Origin of the sequence: Nocardia testacea NBRC 100365, from assembly GCF_000308775.1 — a bacterium.
Taxonomy (GTDB): domain Bacteria; phylum Actinomycetota; class Actinomycetes; order Mycobacteriales; family Mycobacteriaceae; genus Nocardia; species Nocardia testacea.
Genome location: NZ_BAGJ01000051.1, coordinates 16,812 through 40,348, shown reverse-complemented (window position 1 = coordinate 40,348; position 23,537 = coordinate 16,812). Strand labels below are relative to the sequence as shown.

Below are 23,537 nucleotides of genomic sequence, written 5' to 3'. Positions count from 1 at the left end.
TCAATTCCGACTACGACGACGACCAGGTCCAGGAAGAGGTCGACCGGATCGAGGCGGCGAACTCCGTGGCGGATCCCCTGACGCTCGGCGCCGACCAGCCGTTCAAGGCTGCGGACACAGGCCAGGCCGACGAGGACCGACCGGCGCAGGACTCGGCCGACGGGACCGGCGAGAACCCCGACGACGAGGACAGCGACGGCCAGGCGGCCGCCGCATAGACGATGAGAGGCGGGCTCGGGTATGGCATTCGAGCCCGCCGCGGTCGACGGTTTGCAGGAAGCGGTCGCGCAGATATACGCCGACGCCGAGGTGCAGCTGCTCGCCCGTATCGCCTCCTCGATCGAGCGCGGTATCGACACTCCGCAGTGGGTGAGCATGCAGCTCGCCGAGATCGCGCGCCTGTCCAAAGAAGCTCGCGGGTTCCTGCTGTCGCTGGACCCGGTCGTCTCCGCGCAGATCCAGACCGCGCTTGCTCAGGCGCACGCGGCCGGTGTTGCTGCTGCCGACCAGGACGTGCCCGGACCGCCCGCAACGAGTCCGGCGCCGATCGTCTCGCAGGAAGCGGTCGCGGCGCTCGCCGCGGAGGCGGCCGCCGCGGTGGTGGGTACGCACTCGCAGATCCTGCGCGCCACCGTCGACGGCTACCGCGAAGTGGTGACGCAGTCTGCGGGCCGGATCGTGACCGGCGTCGCGACCCGCCGCGAGGTCACGCAACAGGCTCTCGACCAGTTCGCTGCGCGCGGACTGACCGCGTTCCGTGACCGGGCCGGACGGAACTGGCGGATCGACACCTACGCCGAGATGGCGGTACGCACCGCAGCGTTGCGGGCCCTGAAACAGGGCCACACCGACCGGCTGTTGCAGCGCGGGTACGACCTGGTCGTCATCTCCGCGCACCCCAACCCCGCCCCGCAATGCCAGCCGTACGAGGGCAAGATCGTCTCGCTGACCGGCCAGACCCCGAACGGTCCGATCGAGGCCACCTCACGCATGACCGGCCGCCCCGTCCGAGAGACCGTCGTGGCGTCCATATCGGAGGCCGAGGCCAAGGGCCTGCATCACCCGAACTGCAAGCACGGGCACACCGCGTGGATACCGGGCGCGCCCAGGCCGGCCGTTGCTCCGCACAACCCGCAGGGCTACAAGGACGAGCAGAAGTTGCGGCGGCTGGAGCGGTCGGTGCGGGAGGCGAAACGGCAGCAGGCGGCCGCGATCACCCCGGCGGCGAAGACGAAGGCCGGGCAGAAGCTCCGCGCCCGGCAAGCCGCTATCCGTGACCATGTCGCACAGACCGGTGTGACCCGCCGCCGTCACCGTGAACAGTTACGCACCGGCAACGCTGGCAACGCGACGGAGCCGACGACCCTGGTCCGCAACGCACCGCCGGTCACCGACGCCGACCTTGCCCGCATGTCCGACGATGAGCTGGGCACGCTGGCGGTCAAGGCTGTCGAGGCGCAGGACTTCGGCCTGCTGGACCGGATCGACGCGGAGGACGCACGACGCAAGTCGCCCTCCGTCCCCGATCCGGCACCGGCCCCGGCTGCTGCCCGGCCGAAGCGCGAGTTCAAGGCGCTCTCCGATGAGGAGTTGGGCGACCTCGCGGTCAAGGCGATCGAGTCTGAGGACTTCGACCTGCTCGACCGGATCGAGGCCGAGGACATGCATCGCCGCAAACTCGCCGAACAGCGGGCCGCGCGGTGGGCCGGGTACGAACGCGAGTACGACCGGCTCACCGCTGAGGGCATGGACCATGAGGAAGCCGTCGAAAAGGCGTACGGCATCAGCGTGAAGACCCAGCGGTCCCAGGCGGCTATCTCGTTCCTGCGCACGCAGGGATTCGAGGGTGCCTCGTTCAACGAGCTGGCGCGCGCAGCGTTCCGCGACCAGGCGTACCGGCACTGGCTGGACGCCGAGAACGCGACGAACGGCTACATGCTGTCGGCGGCCGGGGAACGGGCCGGAGTCGACCCGCGCTCCTTGTGGTTCGGTAGCGAGAAGCTCGCCGAGAAGTACGCTTCCGAGGAACTGCGCGCCTATTGGGACGAGCGCGGCCGGACAACTCTGGAGGAGTTCAAGGCGGAACTGCTCGATCCGCAGAGCGCGGCCCGGATGCGTAGTGCGAGAGGGGACTTTCTCCGATGAGCGCACACGACCTGATCCGCGCCTACCGGGAAGGGCTCGCGGCGGCTGACGTGGTCGACGCCGTGAACCCCTACACCCCTGCCGCACCAGGTAGCGGAAACGAGCTACTTGCCCGGTTATGGCTACGTGGCCGCCTCAAGAGCGCACTTGAAGTACCCGAGACTGAGGGATCATAGAGGCTTTGAATCGAGAAGCGCCGCGTGCGCTTGATTCGAGTACTCGCAGGTGAAGAAATATGGGTCGCCGTGAGTGCCGGACTCGGGGAACGTCCCGATTCCTGTGACATACCACGCGCCTCTGTCGTCGTCGTACGCCGCTGTCATTGCAGAGAAGGTGGGGTTCGTACCGGGATACCTCGCTCGGAATCGCTCGGCGCAGGCCGTAGCGGCTTCCTTCTGAGTGACCGGCACCGCAGCAGGAGTCACCGTCACTGTAACTGTGACGGTCTCGGTCGCCGGGGCGGATGAGCCCTCGCTGCTACCACACGCCGTCAAGGCGGACATCAATACCAGGCAAAGGCAGGCGAGCCCTCCTCGCATGGACACAGCTGATTTGAGCACCCTAATCCCTGTTCTTCCAATGTTTTTGGATGTCAAAGCCGTTCATCGAAACTTCAACCCCTTCCGTTACCGGCCCGCCGAGCGCCCCTTTTACAGGAGAGTCCGAATGTCCTCAGCTTTGCCCATCCACCCCCTGACTGGCCTTCAAGCGATCGGTTTCACCCGACGAGGCCCGATCTGGCCGCAGCTCGGCGGAGACGGCACCGGCGACGGCAACACCGGCGACGCTCCGGCGGCCGACACCGGCAGCACCGGCGGCGAGGGCGACACCCCGCCCGCTCCGGAGTCCGGTAGCGGCGAGCCCGCCAGCAAGGGCAACGCTCCGGAGTCGGGCAGCGGCGAGGCCGGCGGGACGGGCGGCGAGCCTGCTCCGAAGCGTCGCAGCAGCACCGCGGAGGACCCGAAGGTGCGCGCCGCCCGCAATGAGGCGGCGACCGCGAAACAGGAGATGGCCGACCTCAAGCAGGCGTTCGGCAAGGCGCTCGGGTTCGTCACCGACGACGGCGAGGCCGATCCGAAGAAGCTGGCCGCCCAGGTGGAGAGCCACGCGAAGGATGCCCGGGAGGCCAAAGCCGAACTGGCTGTCTTCCGGGCCGCTCCCAAGGACGTCGATACGCAGTCGCTCATCGACTCTCGCAGTTTCGCGAAGAAGCTGCATGGGCTCGACCCGGCCGCCGACGACTTCGAGCAGCAGGTCACCGACCTGGTCGCTCAGGAGGTCGAGAAGAACCCGCGGTACCGGCTGACTCCTGCTGCTCCGGCCGCGCCGAAGCCTCCCGCCCGGTCCGGCGCCGATACCGGCTCCGGCTCCAACGGGAACTCCGGACAGCTCACCTACGAGCAGTACAAGGCGATGGCTCCGGCCGACCGCGTGCAGGCAGTCAAAGACGGCCGCGCAAACCAGATCCTCGGCCGCACCAAGTAGCCGCCGAGCCTTCCCCCTCCCCTCCGTCCAAGAGGTAGGCAATCATGCCCATCAACTTCATCCCCGAATTCTGGGCCGACGCAGTCCAGATGCCGTTCGAGACCGATCTGGTTTTCGGGCAGGCGAAGGTCGCGAACCGCAAGTACGAGGGCACCATCAGCCAGAAGGGCGACACCGTGCACGTGTCGACCCTGGGCGACCCGACGGTGCGGACCTACGACAAGAACACCGACCTGGAGGTCGAGGACCTCGACGACGACGAGTCGGCGATGGTGATCGACCAGGGCGACTACTTCGCGTTCCGCGTCAACGACGTCGACAAGGCGCAGGCGCAGGTCAACTTCGAGGACCCCGCCACCAACCGCGCCGGGTACAAGCTGCAGAACAAGGTCGACTTGTTCCTGTACGGCCTGCTCAAGGCCGGTGTCCTCGCCGGTAACCGGCTCGGCCGCGTCACCGTGTGCAACGTCGAGCCCGAAAAGGCCACCGTGGGACAGCTGAGCATGTACCACGTCGCAGTGCTGCTGCGCGAGAAGCTGGACCGGGCAGACCTGCCTAAGATCGGCCGGTACCTGGCGCTCCCGCCGGAACTGCTGTCGCCGCTCCTGCTCGACAAGCGGTTCATCTCCGCGGACAAGCTCGGCGCGACGCCGAACACCCCGCTGCTGAACGGCACCGTTGGCCGGATGGCGGGCTTCGACCTGCTGGAGTCCAACAACATCCTCAAGGTCGGCGGCACGGGGGCCAACAAGGACGACTTCGAGATCGTCGCGGGTATCAGCGATGCGCTGAGCTTCGCGAACCAGATCAGCGAAGTCGAAACGATCCGCGATCCGAAGCGGTTCGCCGACCAGGTCCGTGGCCTGAACATTTACGGCGGCAAGGTGTTCCGGCCGGAGGCGTTGGCCTCCGCGTCGGTGCTGCTGGCCGACCCCGTCGCGCCGGTCACTCCCTGACCGGTTCGCCCGTGACCGCCCCGCCCGTCTGACCTGAGTCGGCGGGCGGGGTGGCACGTCCACACACCACACACCAGACACCACACACACCGGAGAGGGCACCCGTGCTCACCTACGCCTCCGTGGCGCAACTCGCCGAGCACGTTTCGGCGGAACAGCTCGACAAGCTCGACGACGGCGACGACCTTCGGTATATCGAGGAGGCATCGTGTCTGGTGCGCGCGGCCACCAAGAATGACCGCTACGAGACCACCCCGGCGGGGCTCCCGGCCGATCCGGTCGCAGCGGACGCGATGACCGTCGCAACCTGTGTCCAGGTCCGTGAGTGGATCACCAATGCGGTAAATCCGCTGGCCGGTTCGGCCGGCCTCGCGCCGGTCGCGGCGAGCGCGTCCACGAACGGTTCCTCGATCAGCTATCAGGTGACCGAGCAGGCCGCTGCCCGCGCCCGGCTGCTGGAATGCCTGTCGGATTCCGCAGTGCGGGTGCTGCGGGCCGAAGGGCTGGCATCGACGGCAGTGGCACGGCGATGACCGACCCGCTGGCCGTGTTCTGGGCGCACACCGTCCAGGTACGACGGTTCGTCGGCGAGGGCGCTTCCGGTGCCGTGCTCAGCGACTCGGCCGCCGAGCGCGGGAACGTGTCGGCCCGGAACCAAATGGTGCGCGACGCCAGCGGCGACGAGATCGTTTCCTCGGCGACGGTCGCGTTCCCTCCCTCCGTTGCCCAGGTCGCGCCCGGTTCATTGGTCGAGCTGCCCGCCGAGTTCGGCGGCCGCACCGCGAAAGTCGTCGCGGTCTCCGCGTCCAATCTCGGCGCACCGTTCCCCGATACCCAGGTGATCCACCTGGAATAGGAGGCCCTGATGGCTGTCTCAGCCCAGTGGAACACCGCCGGTATCGCAGCAAACGTCCGAGCCGGAGTCGATGAGGGACTGTTCGAGGCCGCGGAGGTGCTGCTCGCTCAGGCCAACGACCTGGTCCCGATCGAGGAAGGCACCCTCCAGAACTCCGGCACCGCAGAGGCGGTTGATGGGACAGCGCGGGTCGGCTACAACACTCCGTACGCGCGGGTTCAGCACGAGGACCTGACGCTGTCTCACCCGAACGGCCGTGAGGCGAAGTTCTTGGAGAAGCCGTTGAACCGGTTCGGTCCGGAGCTGGAGCAGATCGTCGCGGCCGCGATCGGGAGGCATATCCAGTGATCGACCCCGGCGAATTCTTGGAGGCCCTCGCCCGGCATCTCGACGCGGCCGGGCTCGCCCGCTACATCCCGGCCGGGGCCTACCCGCCCGGGACGGTGCCCGCCGCCACGTTCTCGCTGCTGCCGTCGAAACCGGACGCGGCTGTCGCGCTCACCGTCTACGACGAGGTGCTGGACCGCGACGACCACAACCCTGACGTGTACGTCCAGATGCGTTGGCGCGCCGCCGGAATAGACCCGCGCGTCGTGAACGCGTCGGCCGACGCGGCGACGCGGCAACTGCACGACGCGACCCATATCCAGCTCCCGGATGGTCCGCGTGTGCTGCTGTGCCGCCGCAAGATCCGCGGTCTCGCCACCCCAGACAGCAACGGCCGCTATGAGCGCGCCGACAGCTACGTCTTCACCCTCAATCCAGCCCCCGCAGGAGGCACGCTATGACCACGCCGCTCCAGGCTCCCGACTCGGCCTCGATGGCGACCGCGCTCGCCCGCGACTACGCCGTACAGATCGACCTCAATCAGGGCACCGCCCAGGCCGGCACGCCGAACTGGGCGTTCGTGATGGGCCTGAACAAGGTGTCACCGACGACCGACCTGACCATGCAGGACGACGGCGATATCCACTCCGGCGGCCGCAAGTCCCAGATCGCGACCGGTATCGGCGAAAACCTGGAACTCGGCGGTCTGCGCAAGGGCAACCGCAGCCCGAACTACGTCCCCGACCCCGGGCAGGAGAAGCTGCGCAGCCACGGCAATCAGATCGGGTACGACAACATCGCGCACATCCGGTACTGGCGCGTCGACGAGATCGACGAGGCCAAAGAAGGCTACTTCGCGGTCAACTGGGTCTCCAGCGCCGACGACAAGGAAGGTCTGTACGCGTTCACCGCGACGCTGACCGGCCGCGGCAAGCACAAGGACATCGCGAAGCCGCTGGCCCAGACCGTCAAGACGTTCACGCTGCCCGCGGGCACTACGGGCGGCACTTGGACGGTCACCGTGGACGGCGAGACCACCAGCGGTGTGTCGAATTCCGCGACTGCGGCCGCGTTGCAGAGCGCGCTCGCCGCGCTCGCGAATGTCGGCGCCGACGGTGTCACCGTCACCCTGTCCGGCGGCGTCTACACCGCCACGTTCACCGTGCCGGTCACCTCCGTGACCGCGTCGGGTACCAGCCTGACCCCGTCGGGCACGGTCGAAGTCGGATGACCGACCGGCCGCGTGCCACGCAGGACTACGACGAGTTCGCCGACCCGGACCTGTACCTGCCGGTGCGCGGCCGCCGCGTCCGCATCCCCTCCCCCACCGCGCGGGAGGGGCTGCGTCTGCGTCGCCTGTTCGTCGACCTCGACGCGCTCACCCCTGACGTGGAACGCATCGAGGTACGACGCGTCCTCGGCGACGCATGGGACGCACTCGACGCGCTCGGCGCCGACGCGAACGTCATTGCCCTCGCGGGCCGGGCCGCGTTGCTGCACTACGGCAAAGGAGCCGACGCGGCGGCCGCGTACTGGAACGGCGAACTCGACCCCGACGCGTCGCAGGAACAGGAAAGGTCGGCGGACCCGTCCGCGCCCGGCTACCTCGGCCCCGACGATCCTGGCGGCGGACCGATCGACCCCGTCTCCGGGCTGCGGTTGTGGTTCAACCCGCCCGAGATGGCGCCATCGCAGACCACCGCACCAACGATGCCGTGGCGCGACATCGTCGCGTGCTGGCTGGCGATCGAGCTCGATTTGCACACCGTGTACGGCGTCGACGTGAACTCCGGTGTGCTCGACCAACGGCCCTGGCGGTGGCTCGAAACGCGTATCCGCGACCTCATGACCAGGCCGGGGACGCGGCTACATCGCGCCGTGTTCCCCCCGACGAAGTAAGGACCCGCCCTATGGCCGCGTTGCGCGACCTCAGCGACTTCTACGACCCCGATTTGCTGCTGCCGATCGCAGGTGTCGTGTACCGGGTGAAGTGCCCCGGAATCAAGGAAGCCGATCGGCTGCGGCTCCTTGTTTTCGACCAGTCCCTCACCGCGGACCAGGAATACGAGGAGATCAGACGCATCCTCGGCCCGGTCCGCGAGCAGATGGCGAGCAACGGCGTGCCCGACTCGATGGCGACCCATGCGGGCCGGACCGCGCTGCTGCATTTCGGCGGCAACCCCACCCTCGGCCGCACCAACTGGGAGTTGGGGCAACTCGGCGATATCGCCGATATCCAGGCACTTTTCGACGCCGAGGCTGGCGACTCCGCAACGGAGGACGCGCCCGGCGACTGACCGTGATCGGAGACCGCCATGACCGAAGGCACCAGCGTTGGCGGAATCTACGCCGAGCTGACCCTCGACGACTCCCGTTTCCAGCGCGGACTCCAGGCTTCCGAGCAGGGCTTCACCAACTTGCGCGGCGCGGCGCGGCGGGCCGCGACAGAGGTCGATCAGTCGTTCCGCGACACCGGCACCCGGATAGAGGGTGCCGGGCAGGCGGCGCGCGTCACGGCCCGGGAAGTGTCGCGCGTCGGTGACGCGGCGGAGGACGCGGCACGCGAAGCGCGTCGCATCGAGGTCCCCGCGGAGTTGGAGCGGTCGGCGCGACGCGCGCAGGAAGCAGTCTCCGGTATCGGCGACGCGGCGCGGAGCAACGGCAGCGCGGGCGCGGAGATGGGCGACAGCTTCGTCGGCAACTTCTCCTCCCGCGTGCAGGGGCTCGGCGCGAAAGGCGGGCCGATCGCGGCCGCCTTGATAGGCGTCGCCGGTATCGGGCTCGCGGCCGGTGCGGTGCTGATGAAGTCGATCAGCGACGGTATGCAGCAGGAGAGGGACCGCGACTACATTCAGGCGCGCCTCGGCGTCAACGAGGACACCATGCGCGTCATCGGCCAGGCCGCGGGCTCCGCGTTCACCAACGGGTGGGGCGAGTCAGTCTCGGCGAACATGTCCGCAGCGCAGGCCGCGATTCAGGGCGGGCTCCTCAACGGTGAGGAGACCGCCGGTGAGATGCAGCCGGTGATCGAGAAGCTCACCGCGGTCACTGATCTCATGGGGCAGGACATGCCGCGCACCATCCAGGCTGTGCGCGCGCTGATGCTCAACGGGCTGGCAAAGGATTCCAACGAGGCGTTCGACCTGATCGTGCGCAGTTTCCAGCGCGGCGGCGACGTCGGCGAGGACCTCCTCGACGTGGTCCGCGAGTACTCGAACGGCTGGAAGAACACCGGGTTCTCCGCGCAGTACACCCTCGGTCTCATCAACCAGGCCCTCGCCAACGGTGTCGACGTCGGCGACCGGGCTGGTGACGCGATCCGCGAATTCGGGCGCCGGATGTACGAAGAGGGCGACACGATCAAGGAAACGCTGGCCGGGCTGGAGCTGCCAGCCGATGAGCTGTTCGACAAGCTCAAGGAAGGCGGTCCCGCCGCTGAGGCGGCGTTCGATCAGATCTTCGACGCTATCCGGCAGATCGAGGATCCGCTGGAGCGTGCCAGCGCCGCGCAGGCGCTACTCGGCGATACGGCCGGTGACTTCATCGACGCCTTCACCCGGTGGGACCCCTCCGAGGCCGTGAAGGGGATGCAGGACACCGCGGGCGCGGCGGAGACAGCGATGCGCGTCATGGGCAGCAACTCGGCGGCGGATCTGGAGGCGGCGAAGAACTCGATCACGTCCTCGATGGACGAGGTCGAGTTGGCTATCGCCACCGCTTTCGGGCCGACCCTCCAGCAGGCCGCGGGCTGGGTGTCGACCCACAAGCCCGAGATCATCTCGTTTTTCACCCAACTGGCTGATGCCGGGCTGGCGTGCCTGGACGGTCTGATCATGTTCGCGTCTGGCAGCCTGCGCGCATTCGCCTCGTTGCAGGAGGGTATCGGGGACACCGTCGGCAAGGCCCTGACCTCGATCGGTGGTTTCGCGGAGAAGCTCGGCGGCATCATCAAACACATCCCCGGGATGGAGGAGGCCGGTAAGACCCTGGAGGGCGTCGGCTCCGCCACCGAGTGGTACGGCCAGCAGATGGACGCGGCCGCTGAGCGGGCGCGGGCTATGGCCGATGTGCTCGACTCCGCGCGCCCGAAGATCGACGGCATACGCGATTCGGTCCGCAACGCTGGCGAACAGGCCAGCGCCGCAGCGGAGATGACGCGCCTGTTCGGCGGCGCAGTGACCGCAGTCCCGGACGGCAAGGCCGTGATCGTGGAGGCGCTGACCGCGGAGGCGACGCAGCGGCTCACCGATTTCGGGTTCCGTGTGGAGAACCTCCAGGACGGAACCTCCAAAATCACAGCCGATACGACCGACGGGCAGCGCCTGATCGACGCGTTCATCGCCCAGAACGAAGGCCGGCAGGTCTCGGCGACGATGAACGTCCAGGTGATCCCGCGCACCGAGGCGCTGGCGGAGCAGGGGCTGCCGACTGATTTCGTCGGCCCGGTCGCGCAACGGCCGGTAGACAGTGAACGCGCTGACGGCGGTATCGACGTCGACCGGTACGCGGACGGCAAGCTGCCGGACCAGGCGACGATCAAACCGGCGACGGCGAACCTCGTGCAGTGGGCGGAACCCGAAACCGGTGGCGAGGCATACATCCCGCTGGCTATGGGGAAGCGGCCGCGGTCGCTGGCGATCCTGTCGGACGTGGCCGCCCGGTTCGGTTTCGACCTGCTGCGGATGGCTCAGGGCGGCATCACCGGTGACGACCTGACCTCCCAAGCCCGCGGTATCGAGGGCGCCCGGTACGTGTTCGGCGGCTGGGATAGCAGTTGGAATACCGACTGCACGGGCGCGGTCGCGCGGGTCGCGAACATGCTCGCCTACGGAGATCCGCTGACCGGCGGCCGGTTCGGCACCGGCAACATTGGTGAGGCGCTGCGGTCGCGCGGGTGGCTGCCCGGTGCCGGGCCGGAGGGCTCTGTCAGGGCCGGGTGGGTGCATGATCCGCAGATGCCCGGCGGCGGGCACGCCGCGGTCACCCTGCACGACGGCACCAATGTGGAGATGGGCGGCGAGAGGGGCGACGGGCAATTCGGTGGGCAGGCTGCGGGCTGGATGGACTTCCCGCAGGTGATGCACTACCCGATGCCCGGCAGTGTCGGCACCGGCCGCAGCCGCAAGTACACCGCCAAGGCGGAGGACTTCAACGCCGAGAACGACCCGGACGGGCTCAAGGCGTTGACGGAGGCGGGCGACTTCACAGACCGGTTCGGCAAGAAGTACGGCGTCGCCGAGGACGACCCTCTGGTCTCAGCGTTCCTGTCCGGCGACTATGACGCGCAGGTCGACCCGAACGCGATGAACGTCGGCAACGATCCGGACGGCCTCAAGGCCCTGATGGGCGGCGGCCGGTTCACGGACCGGTTCAGCAACGCGTTCGGAGTCAAGGAGGACGATCCGCTCGTCGACGCGCTGCTCGACACCCGGGAGGCACGGAAGCGGGAAGCTGAGGCGGCGAAAGCCGCCGCTGCGGCGCGCAGCACCGTCTCCTCTTCGGGCGGCGTGCAGGACGTACGCGTCACCAACTGGCCGGACCCTCTCGGCGGACAGCCGAAGGAAGAACGGAAGCCGATCGCCACCCTCTCGGCGCGCTGGTTCGCCGACGGCAGCGAGAACCACACCGCGCAGATCGCCCCGGCCGGTGACCTACGGGTCTGGGGCGAACCCGAGACCGGCGGGGAGGCGTACATCCCGCTAGCAACCGCGAAACGTGCCCGCTCGATGTCGATCCTGCGCAGTGTGGCGAACCGGTTCGGGTTCCAGCTCACCCCGTACGCCCTGGGCGGATTCGGCGGCCTCGGCCAAGACGGCGTCGGCGGTGTACACACCGGCTCCTGGAAGGTCGCGGCCCTCGGCGAGCAGGGCGATATCCCGCTGTCGACACCGTCGCGGTCCGTGCCGCTGGCGGTCTGGGGGCAGGCCGCCTACCGCGCTGCTGCGCTCGGCGCCGGCCTGGCGCTCACCGCGGCGTCGGGCTGGGACGCGGACGGAAAATTCCAGGGATTCGACATCGGCAACACGAGCATCCCCGGTTTCGAGGATGCCCTCGAACGGATGTCGGAACTGCTGGAGCGGATCGCCGCAGCCGCAGAGGGGCGTGCCCCGGTGGACGTCCAGGTCGATGTCGACTCCGGCCGCCGCACAGCGGAACTACGCATCTCACAGTTCGGGGTCTGACCCCGGAGGGGACACTCCATGTCAGTTCGTTACGAGCTGCGCGGCGTCGAGTACCCCGGACTACCACGGTCGATCTGGCGTTTCGGTGACCCCGAATGCCCGCTGCGCCTCGCCAAGCCCCCGAAAGGGGTCGGCGGGGCGCCGATCGGCCATGTCCGGCAGGCGAACGCGCGGCAGGCTGGCGCCACTTGGCGCGGCCTCAACCGAGAGATCAACCTCATCACCCTCGAGGTGCATGTGGGACCGGTCGAATCCGGAGAGACCGCGGTCGACCTGTGGCACACCTGGCGGGCCAGCCTCGGCGACGGCCAGGCCCTCGCCGAGTTCCATGCCCTCTCTCCCGGCGGAGGCGACCGGTTCCAATACGTGCGGCGCGAGACCGCGATCCCTGATCCGTCGTTCGAGCTGCTGACGGACGTGGGCTGGTGCACCGAGACCGCGGTCCTGGGCTCCGACGAGTCCTGGTGGCTCGGCCAGACGGTCAACCCCGTGATCACTCCGGACCTGTTCGCGGGCCGCACCATCCGCAACGACGGAGACGCGGACGGCTGGCTCCTGTGGGCACTGACCGGTCCGGGCCGGTACTCGATCGGCGTCGGTACGGAGTCGGTCACGCTGCCGATGCTCGCCCCCGGCGAGGTGTGGACGGTCGAGACGAACCCCGAGTATCCGCACATCCGCAACGCTGCGGGCGTCGACGTGTGGGAGTCGGCCGGGAATATCGCCTGGTATCAGTCGGTGCCTCCGGGCGCCACTGTGCCCCTGAATATTTCCGGCACCAGTCTGGGCTCCGCATCGCAGGTCGAGGTGTGGATGCCGCAGAAGTACGAACGGGCTGCGGCGTGAACCCGCGCGCGGCCTGGAGGCCGAATACGCAGACCCCGCCCGCCTTCAACATCACCGTGTTCAACCAGAACTGCACTCGGTCGCGGCCGCTCGGCCCATATATCAAGGCGCGGTTCGGCTGGTACTGGACGATTCCCGGCACCGGCACAATCCAGGTCCGGGCCGACCACCCGCTGGCAGGACGGCTCATGTCCTGCAAACGCGACGTGGTCCCGATCCGCACCTACTACAACGGCGTCCCCTGGTCGGGGCGCGTGTTGTCGGCCAAGATGGAAGGCCGGCCGGGCGAGGAGATCGTCACCGCTACCTGCGTCGGGAATCTGTACTGGATCCTGACGGCACTCGCGTGGGTGAACAGCATCCTGCCGCCCGAGGTCCAGATCAACATCACTGGCAAGCAGGACGTTCGATTCGGCCCGATCGACTTCGTCACCAAGTCATATGTGGCGACGTCGATGACGAGGCTGCAGAAACCGGTCTATGCGAAGCTGCCGCTCGATTATCAGATCCCGGAGCTTCCGCAACTGGAGGATCTGGACTCTCTCGATGACATCCTCGAGGCGATCGAGAGCCTGACCAACGACCTGTGCGCGATCAGTGCCAGGTTCACCCAGCTCGACGAGCTGTTCAAGAGCCCGATCGAGTCGTCGGGGCGCGGGATGTCGTGCGAGCTGTGGGTACCGGAGGACGGTCCGAGCCCGCAGGTGTTCAACACCGACTCGCTGGCGCGGCTCCAGAACGTCATGGACCTGTCCGGCGACAACTTCCTGTGGTTCACCAACCCCGACAACGTCTTGGGCCTTGCCGACCCGGACCAGTGGGGGAAGATGCAGCGCGCCGGGTATGTGTTCGATACCCACAAGAAGCGGGATCGGCGTTGGATGCAGTGGCGCACCGACTCCGGGCATATCGAGCACTACAGCCGCGGAGTGCAGCACCCGACCGCGCACAGCGTGATTGTCGGCGGCAAAGCTCCGGACTTCGTCAATCAAACGGTCGAGTGGGCTGCGAACCTGGCCTTGCAGGCCCTGCTCAATCTGCTCGTGCCGGGCGCGAACCTGGGCAGCATCCTGGTCGGTGACCTGTTCGACGACCTCTTTTTCGCCTATCAGCAGTTCGATGATCCGCAGCTGGCGGCCGACCTCGGCGAGCACGCGTTCGGTGAGGCGTTCGTCGACAACACGGGTGCCTACAGCTTGGACGCGTTCACAGTCGGCATGTCCGGGCTCAAGAAGCACGGCGGCGGCGAGTCGCTGAAACTGACCGTCAAGGCGGGCGGTATCGGCAGCCGCGGATTCTCCTTCGGCATCGACGACGGCTCCGGCCGCCGCTTCCTGGTCGGCGACATCATGACCTTTTACGACCGGGGCACCGTCATCGAGAACTACGTCTCCGCTGTCGAGGTCGAGGACGCCCGTGACGAGAAGTGCACGGAGTTCGTCACGATCGGCGACGACGAGGAACTCAAGGACGCCTGGGAGAAGCTCGTCGACCGCATGAAGGGTCTGGCCGGCCTCACCCGCGCTATCGCCAACGGCACCGGATAGCGCTCTCTCACCTCACCCCAAAGGAGGCGACGCCTCATGCCCACCACCCGCCAGCGGCTCATGGAGCTGTACTCGTTCGCGGCTGCGCGCACCGGTCTGCCGTACGCGTACGGCGGATCGTTCTCGCCGAACCCGCGCGATTCGACCGACTGCTCCGGTGTCGCGTTCTCCGCGGCCGCGATCCTGCACGGGCTGTCGCCGTTCCGGCGCTACGGCTCGACCGAGACCGCGCGCCTGGCACGGATGAACGGTGTCCCGGCGCCCTGCGGAATCCTGCCCGCTCGCAACGCGTGGAGCATCCCTGCGGACGCTCCGCTGCGGCTCGGGTTCCAGCACGGAGGCGGCGGCGAGAACTCGCATGTCGCGGTGTCGTTCTTCATTGACGGACGGCAGTACAACTTCGAGTCCCGCGGCTATCCGGGCGTGCTGCTCAACGACGGCGCCAGGGCGTGGAACGACCCGCTGTTCCACGACTTCTGGTACTACCCCGGCCCTGTCGGCCCGGCTGACCCGAACGCGTTCCCGCTGCCGCCCGGCTACTACTACGGCCCGTACGAGGGGCCGGAGGAGTCGATCAGCGGCCGCGCAGGCGAACCGACCGACTGGATGGAAGGGCTGCGGCGCTGGCAGCGCGCGGTCGGAGTCCCGGCCGACGGCATCTATGGCGTTGCGACCCGCAAGGCCGCGATCGACCTGCAAATACCTGCCGGGCTGCTGCCCGACGGCAAGATCGGCCCCCTCACCTGGAGGTTGGGCCTCGACCAGAAGGAGGCCGGTTTGTCCGCAGCCGACGCCGACCGTGTCATCAGGCACGTCACCGACTACATCCACGGCTATCTCGCGCCGGTCATCTCGGATGTCAAGGATCTCCGCGAGCAGGTCACCGGTTCTCGCGACCTGGTCCGGTTCAAGGACGGGACTATCGACCTCCAGGCCAGCTACAAGGGCCTGACGCAGCTCGGCCAGCGCCCGGACGGCACGGACCGCACTCTGCCGGATGCCATCGCGGCCCTGTTGCAGGACCGCGGTCTCGCGTGAGCGCCGCCGATATAGAGCACCGCTTCGCGTTCCACCCGGCCACCACCGAGGAGAAACGCGCCGAGCACGGCTCGGTCCGCCACGCCTGCAAGAGCCTCGCCCTGTTTTTGGACGAGGCCCTGCCGGATTGCCGCGAGAAGGCACTCGCCATTACCGCCCTGGAACAGGTGATGTTCTGGGCCAACGCGGGCATCGCCCGCAACACCGAGAGGAACCCGTGATGAGCCCTCTGCTCCCCACCCCACTGGCCACCCAGTCCGCGCACCCGTGGCGCGCCACTGTGCGCACCGTGGTTGCCGGCCTGATCGGTCTGGCCGCGATGCTGCCGGTCATCGTCGACGCGACCGGCCTCCCGGCCAGCACTCCCGGCCTGGCCGGTGCCCTGGCCATCACCGCGGCCGTGACCCGGCTGCTGGCTCTCCCGGGCGTGAACGACTGGCTGCGGACCTACCTGCCGTGGCTGGCGGCTGACCCCGCCTGACCGACCGCAGCAGCGAAGGGCGCCCCTGGATTTCGGGGCGCCCTTCGCGCTGTCTGAACTCTGGAGGCGCGGTGAGCGTCATTACCCCCTACATCGGGCAACTCATCGGCCTGCTCGGCGGTCTGGCCGGTGCGTTCGCGGTATGGCACGCAGCCCGCACCAAGACCGCCGTCGAGGCCCGGACCGCTGTGGCCGATGACGAGATCGAGCGAGAACGGCTAGCCGATGAACGGCTCCGTTCCATGTTGGATTCGCAGCGCGCCGATTTCGAGGCGATCGTCCAGCCCCTCCGCGATGACGTGGATGTACTCCGCCGCGAGGTGCGGGAGCTGCACAGCGTGATTGATGCGCTGCGCGCCCGGTACCGGATCGCACTGGACTACGTGCGGCAGCTGCTGTCGTGGGCTCGCACTCGACCTGACGCGGACACGATGCCCGCGGTTCCCCAATCCATCGCCGACGAGGTGTAGAGCATGAGGCTGGTCAAACCGCCCGAGGTGAAGTTCGATTTCCTCGCCGCGATCGAGCAATTCGTTCGGAGCCTGTTCGGGCTGACCTCGGCGCACGGCACCGCTATCGCCGAGTTGGAAACCCGGATCTCTACCGGCGCATCGCACGCCGACAAGTTCAACCGGCCGAACGCTGCGGTGCTGGGTGAGGGCTGGATCCAAGGCGGTGCGGGGCAGGGCCTCGGCATCATCGACTACGCCGCACGCCTGGACAACTCCGGCATCGCGACCGGCATCCGGTATGCGATCTGCCCGCAAACCATGCCGAGCAACGACCACTCGGTCAGCGCGATCGTGAACCCGGCCGGAGTGATGGATGGCTGTCCGACCACGCTGTTCATTCGCGCCAACAGCGATCTGACGCAGTTCGTGTACGCGCAGATTTGGAAGCGGTCACTGAGGATCGGGCGCGGCACCCGGTCAGGCAACTCGTGGTCATTCTCGGAATGGAGACCCAACACTGCGCGCGGCATCAACGAATCCGACACGGTCGAATTCGTTGGGGAGGGCAACACCTACCGGCTGATAGTGAACCGCACGACCGTGCTCGAACACGAGGACACCTCCGGATATCCGGTCGACGCTGCTCACCGCACGGTCGGATTCTCCAGCGAGACCAGGTTTCAGGGCATCATCCCGAACTGGTCGTGGGGGCTCGCTGGGTTCTCGGCCCGTGCGAGCCTCGGCACACTGGCTGCTACCGCGTCTGTCGCCGCGACCGCGCAAACCACCGCGGTTGCCGCGCAGACCACTGCCGAGTCCAAGCCGGACTACTCCGATATCCCGACCAATATCCCGCTGTGGGTCAATATCTCCCCGACCGATGACCCGACGTGCCCGCTGTCCACGTTGGTCAACTGGACAGCAGAGTCCGGCAACGAACTCGTCGAAACCGAAGATCCCGGCATGATCCCGAGCACCCGCGCGATCATGCTGGGCTTCATCCGGGCGACTCGGAACCGCAGCTACAGCACGGTGGGCATGATCACCGCGACTGGCGACTGGGGGCTATCTCCGACCGCGTTCATGGTGGGGGTCTACAAGATGGCTCCCGGCACAGGCAACCTGACGAAGCTGTGGGATTCCGGGGATGTGAAGTCGCAGATCAGTGCGTCGGGTACGCAATTTCGGCTGTCGATGCCGACTATCTCGGCGACGCAGGGCGACGTGTTCGCGGTGGCGGTGTTGCAGATCGCGCCGACGGTCGGGACGGCTGTGCGTCCGCTTCTGTGTGTGCGGCACGCGCAGCCCGCGCAACCTGCTGGCATCTATCCGCGCAGCATTTTCGGCTATGTGAACAACGCGGACTCTTTGCCCGCCACCATCGCCGCATCGTCCGTCCTGAACGACCAGGATTTCTTGCCCTGGTTCGTCCTCGGGTAACGCTCACTTTCGGGAGTCGATATGACTGTCCTGTTCGACACCTTCACTGACGTCTCCGACGGCCCGGTGTCGGGTGTTGTCGAAATCTGGCGTCCTGACCTCGGGCCGGACGCTGATGGTCCGGGGTCGACGACCACGAACCGGGTCACTGTCCCGGTGGTCGACGGCGATCTGACCACGCCTGATTTGGATCCTGGCCCGGCGAAGGTGATGCTGCGGTTCGGCACATGGGCCGCTCCGAAGACCATCGCTATCCCTGACTCGGCGGAGCCGGTGCGGCTCACTTCCCTCTTTACGCAGTTCGAACCACAGCCGCCCGCGGTGGTGTCGCAGGCGTGGCAGGCAGCAAACGCGGCCGGTGCGGCGCGAGTCGCGGCGGAGGCGGCTCGGGATGATGCGACAGATGCTGCGGATGCTGCGTCGCAGTCGGCGGCCGCGGCTGCGCAGTCCGCGGAGGACGCGGCGGCGGTGGTTTCCGACGGTGTGCCGAACGCGTCGGCGACCGTCAAGGGCGGCCTCCGCCTGACCGGGGACCTTGGCGGCACCTGGGATTCGCCGACCGTGCCGGGGCTGGCGGGCAAGGCTGCCGCGTCCCACCAGCACGCGACAGGCGACGTCACCGGTCTGCAAGCGGAGTTGGACGGCAAGGCCGACGTCGTGCACGAGCACACCCTCACCGACATTGCTGCGTTGCCTGCGGCGCTCGACGGCAAGCAGAGCACCGCGGCGAAAGGTCAGGCCGGCGGATACGCGCCGCTCGACGCGAGCGGGCTGCTGCCCGCTGTCCATTTGCCGAGCTACGTCGACGACGTCCTGGAGTACGCGAGCACAAGTGCGTTCCCGGCATCGGGTGTCGCGGGCAAGATCTACGTCGCGCTGGACACGAACCGGGTGTACCGGTGGGGTGGCTCGTCCTACACCGAGATATCGCCGAGTCCGGGCAGCACCGACGCGGTACCCGAAGGTGCCGCGAACAAGTACTTCACGGAAGCTCGCGCGCAGGCCGCGCTTGCGGGTCCGCTGGCGGGCAAAGCCGACGCGTCGTCTGTGGTGCATCTGTCCGGCGCGGAGACGATCACCGGCCCGAAGACGTTCGACGCGTCGCCGACGGTTCCGGCGCCGAGCGCGGCCGGTCACGCGGCACGCAAGGCCGACGTTGACGCGAAGGTCGGCAGTGACGGGACCGTGGTGACGCTGGTCCGGATAACGCAGGCGCAGTATGACGCACTGGGCTCCGGACGTCCGGCGGGCACCTGGTTCGGGATCGTGGGGTGACGCGATGCCTCTACCGATCGGCGACGCGACACCGTCGCGGTTCTATATCGGCGACGAGCCGCTGACGCGAATCTACGACGGCGACAACCTTATCTGGGCCGGTCTCACCGCGATCTCTGACGACTTCAACCGGGCGAACAACACGACATCGCTCGGCCCGGACTGGGTCAACTACGTTCAGGCCGGCACGCACGGCATCAGCTCGAATCGGTACGCCTCGACCGGCGGGGACGGCCGGAAGTCCGCACTCAACGTCACGCCGCTGAGCACCGACCGCTACGACGTCGGGATCACTCAGGCGGTCGCGACGACGACGCGGCGGTCCGGGATCATCGTCCGGTCGACTCCGAACTTCTCGTCGTGGATCGCCTATCTGACCAACAGCACGAACGGGATGCTGGTGCGCGGCGCCGGTCTGGTCGGGAACGAGGACAGCAACGTCACTTCCCTGCTCACCCTGTCTGGTTCGACGCCCGCGGGAACACTGATCGTGGTGGAGGTGCGCGAAAACGTCTACACGATCAAGTACGGCGCGACGGCCGTGAATTCGTACACCGACTCCGGTCTGCTGGTGCCGATGGGCAACCGGCATGTGGGTGTTCAGTCGATCACGGCGGTGTTCGGGTCCTCCAGTTCGGCGGCTCTGGACAACTTCTGGGCTGCTGATGTGCCCTGATACGGGAAACGCCCGGCCCGGTCTCCTGTGGGCATTTTCTGGTGGGGCGACGAGAGGAACCTAAGCATTTGTCGCTCAACTGGGCTGGTACCAGCGAAGCACTGGCCATTCTGGGGCGGCGCTCAAATCTGTCCACCGACTATGCCGTCGGAGGCCGGACAACAATACGTGCAACGCCGTGGCTCCATCCATCGCGTCTACCGTCTCCGCATCGAGCTCTGGAGTTGACGGACGTGGCGGAACAGAGATCGTGCGGAAAATCTGATCGGATGGCCTCTCGAACGTAGCCTTCGTTGCGGCAGCCATGATTTCAAGGTTGATTGACTTTGTATCGTCCGCGCCAAGTACGAACGGACCCCGATGCGAGAGGTCCCATCGGAGCAGGACCAGCAAATGATGTGGATCGAGCGGGTACAGGACGGAAGCGCTGAGCCCAGCTATCCATGTTTGCCTGTTACACGGCGGTCCAGCGAGCTGGATTACTGGCTCGTCGCAGGTGATTATGGGGTCAACCGTCCGGTATACCGCCCACTTTCGCATGTTTAGCAGGTGAGCCACACCGTACTCAACGTCATTCATCATCAGGTGTATGGCCTCATGCTTCGGATCTTGATACTTCGGTCGCATACGCTCTTCGATTTGAGCCGGGCTAAGTCCCGGATTCGTGCGCCGGAGATATTCACGCTTTCCAGCTGGCGGCCCTTGCACCAAAGTCAAGTTCCGCTCGCGCTGATCCAGCGTCCGGACCAGTTGGAATGCAAGGAATACCGTGACGTCTCGCTTGAGCGTATGGTCCTCTACCAAGCCTTCCCTCGTAGCGAGCCACTTCAGGTGCACCGCGCACTCGCCTTCAATCCTGGAGAGATGCTTCTCCACCCATCGCAGAGGAAGGTCCATCGTGTCGCCGGTTTCTGGCAGCGTGTAGAGATTTCTCTTGTGCCCGATCTCACCTGGCGGCTGAGGAACGTGAGCCGATCGTGAGTCAACCTGATATGGCTGAACCAAGCCGTCCTCAGCCCACCCACGAAGGTAGAACTCCGGGACGTAATGGTGTTTTTTGGAGTCTAAGCCCCGGGCTTGCTCTTTGGATTCGGCAACGAACTCATGGCTGAGCCAACGATGTTGAAATGGCCGCTGCGTTACGGAAGCGACTGCAGCAAGGAGGTTGGACAACATCAGCCGATGATATTGACCTTCCGCCCTAGCGTGGCGGAATGCCCAAATCCCCATAGCTCAGCGACTTCCAGATTCGAGGTAACAAGTAACACAGAGGGGACACCCCGGCCCGGTTTCCCGGAACGGGGCGTTATGTGCGGTGCGGCTCAGGCGGCGATCAGCTGCTTGCGCCACCGCCGGACGGTAGCCTCGGATACTCCGACGCGACTGGCGATTGCGTAGTTGGAGAGGTGCGGCTGGTCGGCGATGAGGGCCTCGGCCTCGGCTCGGGCCTCGGACGGCGCCTGGACGCGGACGGCCGCCGCGGGCGCGGGTACTACTGCGGGAGTATCGGTCTCGGGCGCGGCGGGCAACTCTGCGACGGCGACCGGGGCGGGGGCCTCGATAGCCGGGGCGGGCTCCGCGGGCTGCGGCTGAGCTTCCGGGGCTGGGGCGGCGGTCAGGTCGACGACCGGGGCGGTTTCCTGCCGGGCTGCGGCGTGGCTGGCGAGGATTACGGCCAGGTGGATGACTGCGATCATCGCGACCGGCGGGACGACCGCAACCGCAGCGGCGACCTCGGGTGCGACCGGCCCGGCGGGCAGGAGTGCGTGCACCACGTTGCCGATTATGGAGATCACGGTGGCGGTGCCGAGCAGGAACCACGCGTAGCGGCTATTGCGGAGGGCGACGACTGCGACGGTGGCGACGATGCCGAGCCCGTCGACGATCAACGGCCAGAGCACCGGGTGGCTGATGCCGGACCGGTCGGCGAGGTCGGTGAGCGCGGTGAAGCTCAGGATGAACGACAGGGCGGTGAGCGCGACCGCTCCGGTGAGCGCGATACGTGCGGGTGTGAACATCTGGTTCCTTTCGGGTTGTCGGCCGTGGCGGCGGCCGGTGTGCCCTGGCGGTGGACACATCGTCACCATACATTGTCACGATGTATGGTGCAAGCAGGGGTAATAGGGCGCGCAGAACACGCGCCGCCCTCCGCTACTTCCGCCTCCCGGCCTTCGGCGCGTTTTCGACCGGCGACCCAGGCCGCGTCCGGTGCCACTCCCGGACCGCATTCGCAGACCACACCGGGGTCCGGCCCACGTACCTCTTCGGCTTCGGCGCCGGGTGCTCCTTACTCGGCCGGTTGCTGTAGGAACGCCAGGTGACCGGCTGGACACCAACGTGCTCGGCACACTCCTGGGCGGTCCATTCCTCGTCGACCCCGTCCGCGCTCACCGCTCCTCCTCCATGTCGACTGAACCTGCATGACACACTCCCAGCGGGGAGACGCCCACAACCTCAGCGCTCACACTGATCATACATCGTGACAATGCATGCAAGGAAACGGGCCGGGCGCGTGCTGCGCCCGGCCCGCATCTCTACCGCTATCCGATTGCGAGGCGCCCGGCGACACCGGTCTGGCCGAGGTTCACTCGCTCCCCTGCCGCCGCGCCGAGCGCTGCGGCGGCGGCACTGTGCCGCGACCGCGACCGCGTCGACCGGATGTCATCGGAACTGCTCTCCATGGCCGCTTCGGCGCGCTTGTAGTCGTCGACCAGCACCAGCGCGGTACCGGGCTCGGACGCTTCACTGGCCCGGCTCTCCGCCTTCCGCAGCCGCGACTCCACGGTTCCGTAGAAGCCGCGCATCCAGGACATGCGGTACGCCTTGACGCCGACCTGCGCATCGGCTGGCGGGCGAACCCTGGCCGCCCCGGCCAGCATCTGCGGCATGAGCATGGCGTACACGATCCGCAGCCGCTCGATATGCCCGGCGGTGCCGTACACCAGGTTTCGGCGGGTGCCGTAAGCCGAGTTGGCAGCATCCCACAGCGGCGAGCAGTGCAACGCCTTGGCGAGCAGGTGCAGCAGGTAGGTCTGCTCGCGCTGATACTGGCCGGAGATGACGAAATCGGCGACCTCGATCGAGGCGGGCCCTTCTCCAGCGCGCTGCCGGGCGGCGGTCTCGTCGATGCCGTATTTGGCGATCAGCTCGAACGCCTTGGCGTTGAGGACGTCCGCCTCAGGGGTACCTGCGACGCTCTCGGCTTTGGCGAGGAGCTTGCGGACCTTGTCGAGCATGTCCTGGCGTGTGATGGTCTCGGTCATTGTGGTTCCTTTCGGGTTTGGGGTGGCGGCCCCTGGGCCGGGCGCGCGGGATTGCGCGCCCGGCAGTTGATGGACTGGCTAGAACGGGATCTCGTCGTGGTGCTCGCGGATCGCGGCCTCTACCGCGTCGCGGGCATCGCCCTCGTCTCCCTCCGCGCCGTTGGCGATGCTCCAGCCGTTGTGTTCGACGGACCACACCCGGAGGTTGGAGTCCTCCGGGAGCACTACGCGGGCTTTGTAGTTGCCGATGGTGAGCGTGGCGCGCTCGTCGGAATCGTCGATCCACTCGGCCGTGTAGGTGATCTGCATGTTGGTTCCTTTCGGGTTGTCGGCCGTGGCGGCGGCCGGTGCGCTCTGGTTGAGCACTTCATCAACATACATCGTCACGATGTATGGCACAAGCAGGGGAAATAGGTTCATTGAGGGCGGTCGGAGACCTGCAGATATATCGCCGAGCGGGCGCGAGCCGAGTGCCGGCCTTGAGCGCGAGCAGCCCAGTGGGTGAAGATGATTGGAGGTCGGCCGGGTAGAGGTCGGCCGGAATCGGGAACTCGAACGAAAGGCTCCA

General features: G+C 67.2%; 25 protein-coding genes. 21 read left to right on the top strand and 4 right to left on the bottom strand.

Going from position 1 to position 23,537, the window contains the following annotated elements:
• The 21 genes from ON38_RS06810 to ON38_RS06710 form a co-directional block, all read left to right on the top strand.
• On the top strand, positions 1 to 218 hold a 218-nt coding region (locus ON38_RS06810; protein ID WP_039823272.1), incomplete at its 5' end, for a hypothetical protein.
• 22 nt (positions 219 to 240) lie between these two features.
• Positions 241 to 2,145: a phage minor capsid protein gene (locus ON38_RS06805; RefSeq protein WP_039823271.1), complete on the top strand. Its 1,905-nt coding sequence runs from the start codon at positions 241 to 243 to the stop codon at positions 2,143 to 2,145.
• 579 nt (positions 2,146 to 2,724) lie between these two features.
• Positions 2,725 to 3,630 carry a hypothetical protein gene (locus ON38_RS06800; RefSeq protein ID WP_157181687.1) on the top strand — a complete coding sequence of 302 codons (906 nt, stop codon included), beginning with the start codon at positions 2,725 to 2,727 and terminating at the stop codon, positions 3,628 to 3,630.
• Between the two features lie 89 nt (positions 3,631 to 3,719).
• A complete protein-coding gene (locus ON38_RS06795; RefSeq protein WP_157181686.1) occupies positions 3,720 to 4,586 on the top strand; it encodes a major capsid protein in 867 nt (288 codons plus the stop codon).
• A gap of 104 nt (positions 4,587 to 4,690) precedes the next feature.
• Positions 4,691 to 5,119, top strand: a complete 429-nt coding sequence (locus tag ON38_RS06790; RefSeq protein WP_039823266.1) for a hypothetical protein — start codon at positions 4,691 to 4,693, stop codon at positions 5,117 to 5,119.
• Positions 5,116 to 5,442 (top strand): hypothetical protein, encoded by a 327-nt coding sequence (locus ON38_RS06785; protein WP_051164449.1) that lies wholly within the window; start codon positions 5,116 to 5,118, stop codon positions 5,440 to 5,442. The genes ON38_RS06790 and ON38_RS06785 overlap by 4 nt, the downstream gene beginning before the upstream one ends.
• A 9-nt stretch (positions 5,443 to 5,451) precedes the next feature.
• Positions 5,452 to 5,790 (top strand): minor capsid protein, encoded by a 339-nt coding sequence (locus ON38_RS06780; protein ID WP_039823265.1) that lies wholly within the window; start codon positions 5,452 to 5,454, stop codon positions 5,788 to 5,790.
• Positions 5,787 to 6,230, top strand: a complete 444-nt coding sequence (locus ON38_RS06775; RefSeq protein WP_051164448.1) for a phage tail terminator protein — start codon at positions 5,787 to 5,789, stop codon at positions 6,228 to 6,230. Before ON38_RS06780 ends, ON38_RS06775 begins: the two co-directional genes overlap by 4 nt.
• Complete coding sequence (locus ON38_RS06770; protein WP_051164447.1) at positions 6,227 to 7,000, top strand: phage tail tube protein; 774 nt, start codon at positions 6,227 to 6,229, stop codon at positions 6,998 to 7,000. The genes ON38_RS06775 and ON38_RS06770 overlap by 4 nt, the downstream gene beginning before the upstream one ends.
• Complete coding sequence (locus ON38_RS37005) at positions 6,997 to 7,668, top strand: DUF7426 family protein (RefSeq protein ID WP_218000741.1); 672 nt, start codon at positions 6,997 to 6,999, stop codon at positions 7,666 to 7,668. Before ON38_RS06770 ends, ON38_RS37005 begins: the two co-directional genes overlap by 4 nt.
• Positions 7,669 to 7,679: 11 nt before the next feature.
• Positions 7,680 to 8,066, top strand: a complete 387-nt coding sequence (locus ON38_RS06760) for a DUF7426 family protein (protein WP_039823264.1) — start codon at positions 7,680 to 7,682, stop codon at positions 8,064 to 8,066.
• A gap of 18 nt (positions 8,067 to 8,084) precedes the next feature.
• Positions 8,085 to 11,951, top strand: a complete 3,867-nt coding sequence (locus tag ON38_RS06755; RefSeq protein WP_039823262.1) for a phage tail tape measure protein — start codon at positions 8,085 to 8,087, stop codon at positions 11,949 to 11,951.
• Positions 11,952 to 11,969: 18 nt separating this feature from the next.
• Positions 11,970 to 12,797 carry a hypothetical protein gene (locus tag ON38_RS35870; protein WP_039823261.1) on the top strand — a complete coding sequence of 276 codons (828 nt, stop codon included), beginning with the start codon at positions 11,970 to 11,972 and terminating at the stop codon, positions 12,795 to 12,797.
• Positions 12,761 to 14,344, top strand: a complete 1,584-nt coding sequence (locus ON38_RS06745) for a Gp37-like protein (protein WP_157181685.1) — start codon at positions 12,761 to 12,763, stop codon at positions 14,342 to 14,344. Before ON38_RS35870 ends, ON38_RS06745 begins: the two co-directional genes overlap by 37 nt.
• Before the next feature lie 36 nt (positions 14,345 to 14,380).
• Entirely contained in the window at positions 14,381 to 15,382 is a 1,002-nt protein-coding gene (locus ON38_RS33975; protein WP_051164446.1) for a peptidoglycan-binding domain-containing protein, read from the top strand.
• Positions 15,379 to 15,603: an Acb2/Tad1 domain-containing protein gene (locus ON38_RS06735; protein WP_039823258.1), complete on the top strand. Its 225-nt coding sequence runs from the start codon at positions 15,379 to 15,381 to the stop codon at positions 15,601 to 15,603. The genes ON38_RS33975 and ON38_RS06735 overlap by 4 nt, the downstream gene beginning before the upstream one ends.
• Entirely contained in the window at positions 15,603 to 15,863 is a 261-nt protein-coding gene (locus ON38_RS06730; RefSeq protein WP_051164445.1) for a hypothetical protein, read from the top strand. The genes ON38_RS06735 and ON38_RS06730 overlap by 1 nt, the downstream gene beginning before the upstream one ends.
• A 71-nt stretch (positions 15,864 to 15,934) precedes the next feature.
• The gene (locus ON38_RS06725; protein WP_039823257.1) at positions 15,935 to 16,333 is read left to right on the top strand and encodes a hypothetical protein; all 399 of its coding nucleotides are present in this window, start codon (positions 15,935 to 15,937) and stop codon (positions 16,331 to 16,333) included.
• Positions 16,334 to 16,336: 3 nt separating this feature from the next.
• Entirely contained in the window at positions 16,337 to 17,755 is a 1,419-nt protein-coding gene (locus tag ON38_RS06720; protein WP_039823255.1) for a DUF7257 domain-containing protein, read from the top strand.
• A gap of 21 nt (positions 17,756 to 17,776) precedes the next feature.
• Positions 17,777 to 19,030 (top strand): phage tail fiber repeat family protein, encoded by a 1,254-nt coding sequence (locus ON38_RS33970; protein WP_051164444.1) that lies wholly within the window; start codon positions 17,777 to 17,779, stop codon positions 19,028 to 19,030.
• 4 nt (positions 19,031 to 19,034) lie between these two features.
• The gene (locus tag ON38_RS06710; protein WP_039823253.1) at positions 19,035 to 19,706 is read left to right on the top strand and encodes a hypothetical protein; all 672 of its coding nucleotides are present in this window, start codon (positions 19,035 to 19,037) and stop codon (positions 19,704 to 19,706) included.
• 75 nt (positions 19,707 to 19,781) lie between these two features.
• Here ON38_RS06710 and ON38_RS38160 read toward each other — a convergent pair whose 3' ends face one another.
• The 4 genes from ON38_RS38160 to ON38_RS06690 form a co-directional block, all read right to left on the bottom strand.
• A complete protein-coding gene (locus ON38_RS38160; RefSeq protein WP_157181684.1) occupies positions 19,782 to 20,882 on the bottom strand; it encodes a DUF4238 domain-containing protein in 1,101 nt (366 codons plus the stop codon).
• A 146-nt stretch (positions 20,883 to 21,028) separates the two neighbouring features.
• Entirely contained in the window at positions 21,029 to 21,724 is a 696-nt protein-coding gene (locus ON38_RS33965; protein ID WP_051164443.1) for a DUF2637 domain-containing protein, read from the bottom strand.
• Positions 21,725 to 22,246: 522 nt separating this feature from the next.
• On the bottom strand, positions 22,247 to 22,969 hold the full coding sequence (locus tag ON38_RS06695) for a DUF2786 domain-containing protein (RefSeq protein ID WP_051164442.1): 723 nt from the start codon (positions 22,967 to 22,969) through the stop codon (positions 22,247 to 22,249).
• A gap of 78 nt (positions 22,970 to 23,047) precedes the next feature.
• A complete protein-coding gene (locus tag ON38_RS06690; RefSeq protein ID WP_157181683.1) occupies positions 23,048 to 23,350 on the bottom strand; it encodes a hypothetical protein in 303 nt (100 codons plus the stop codon).
• Positions 23,351 to 23,537 lie beyond the last annotated feature (187 nt).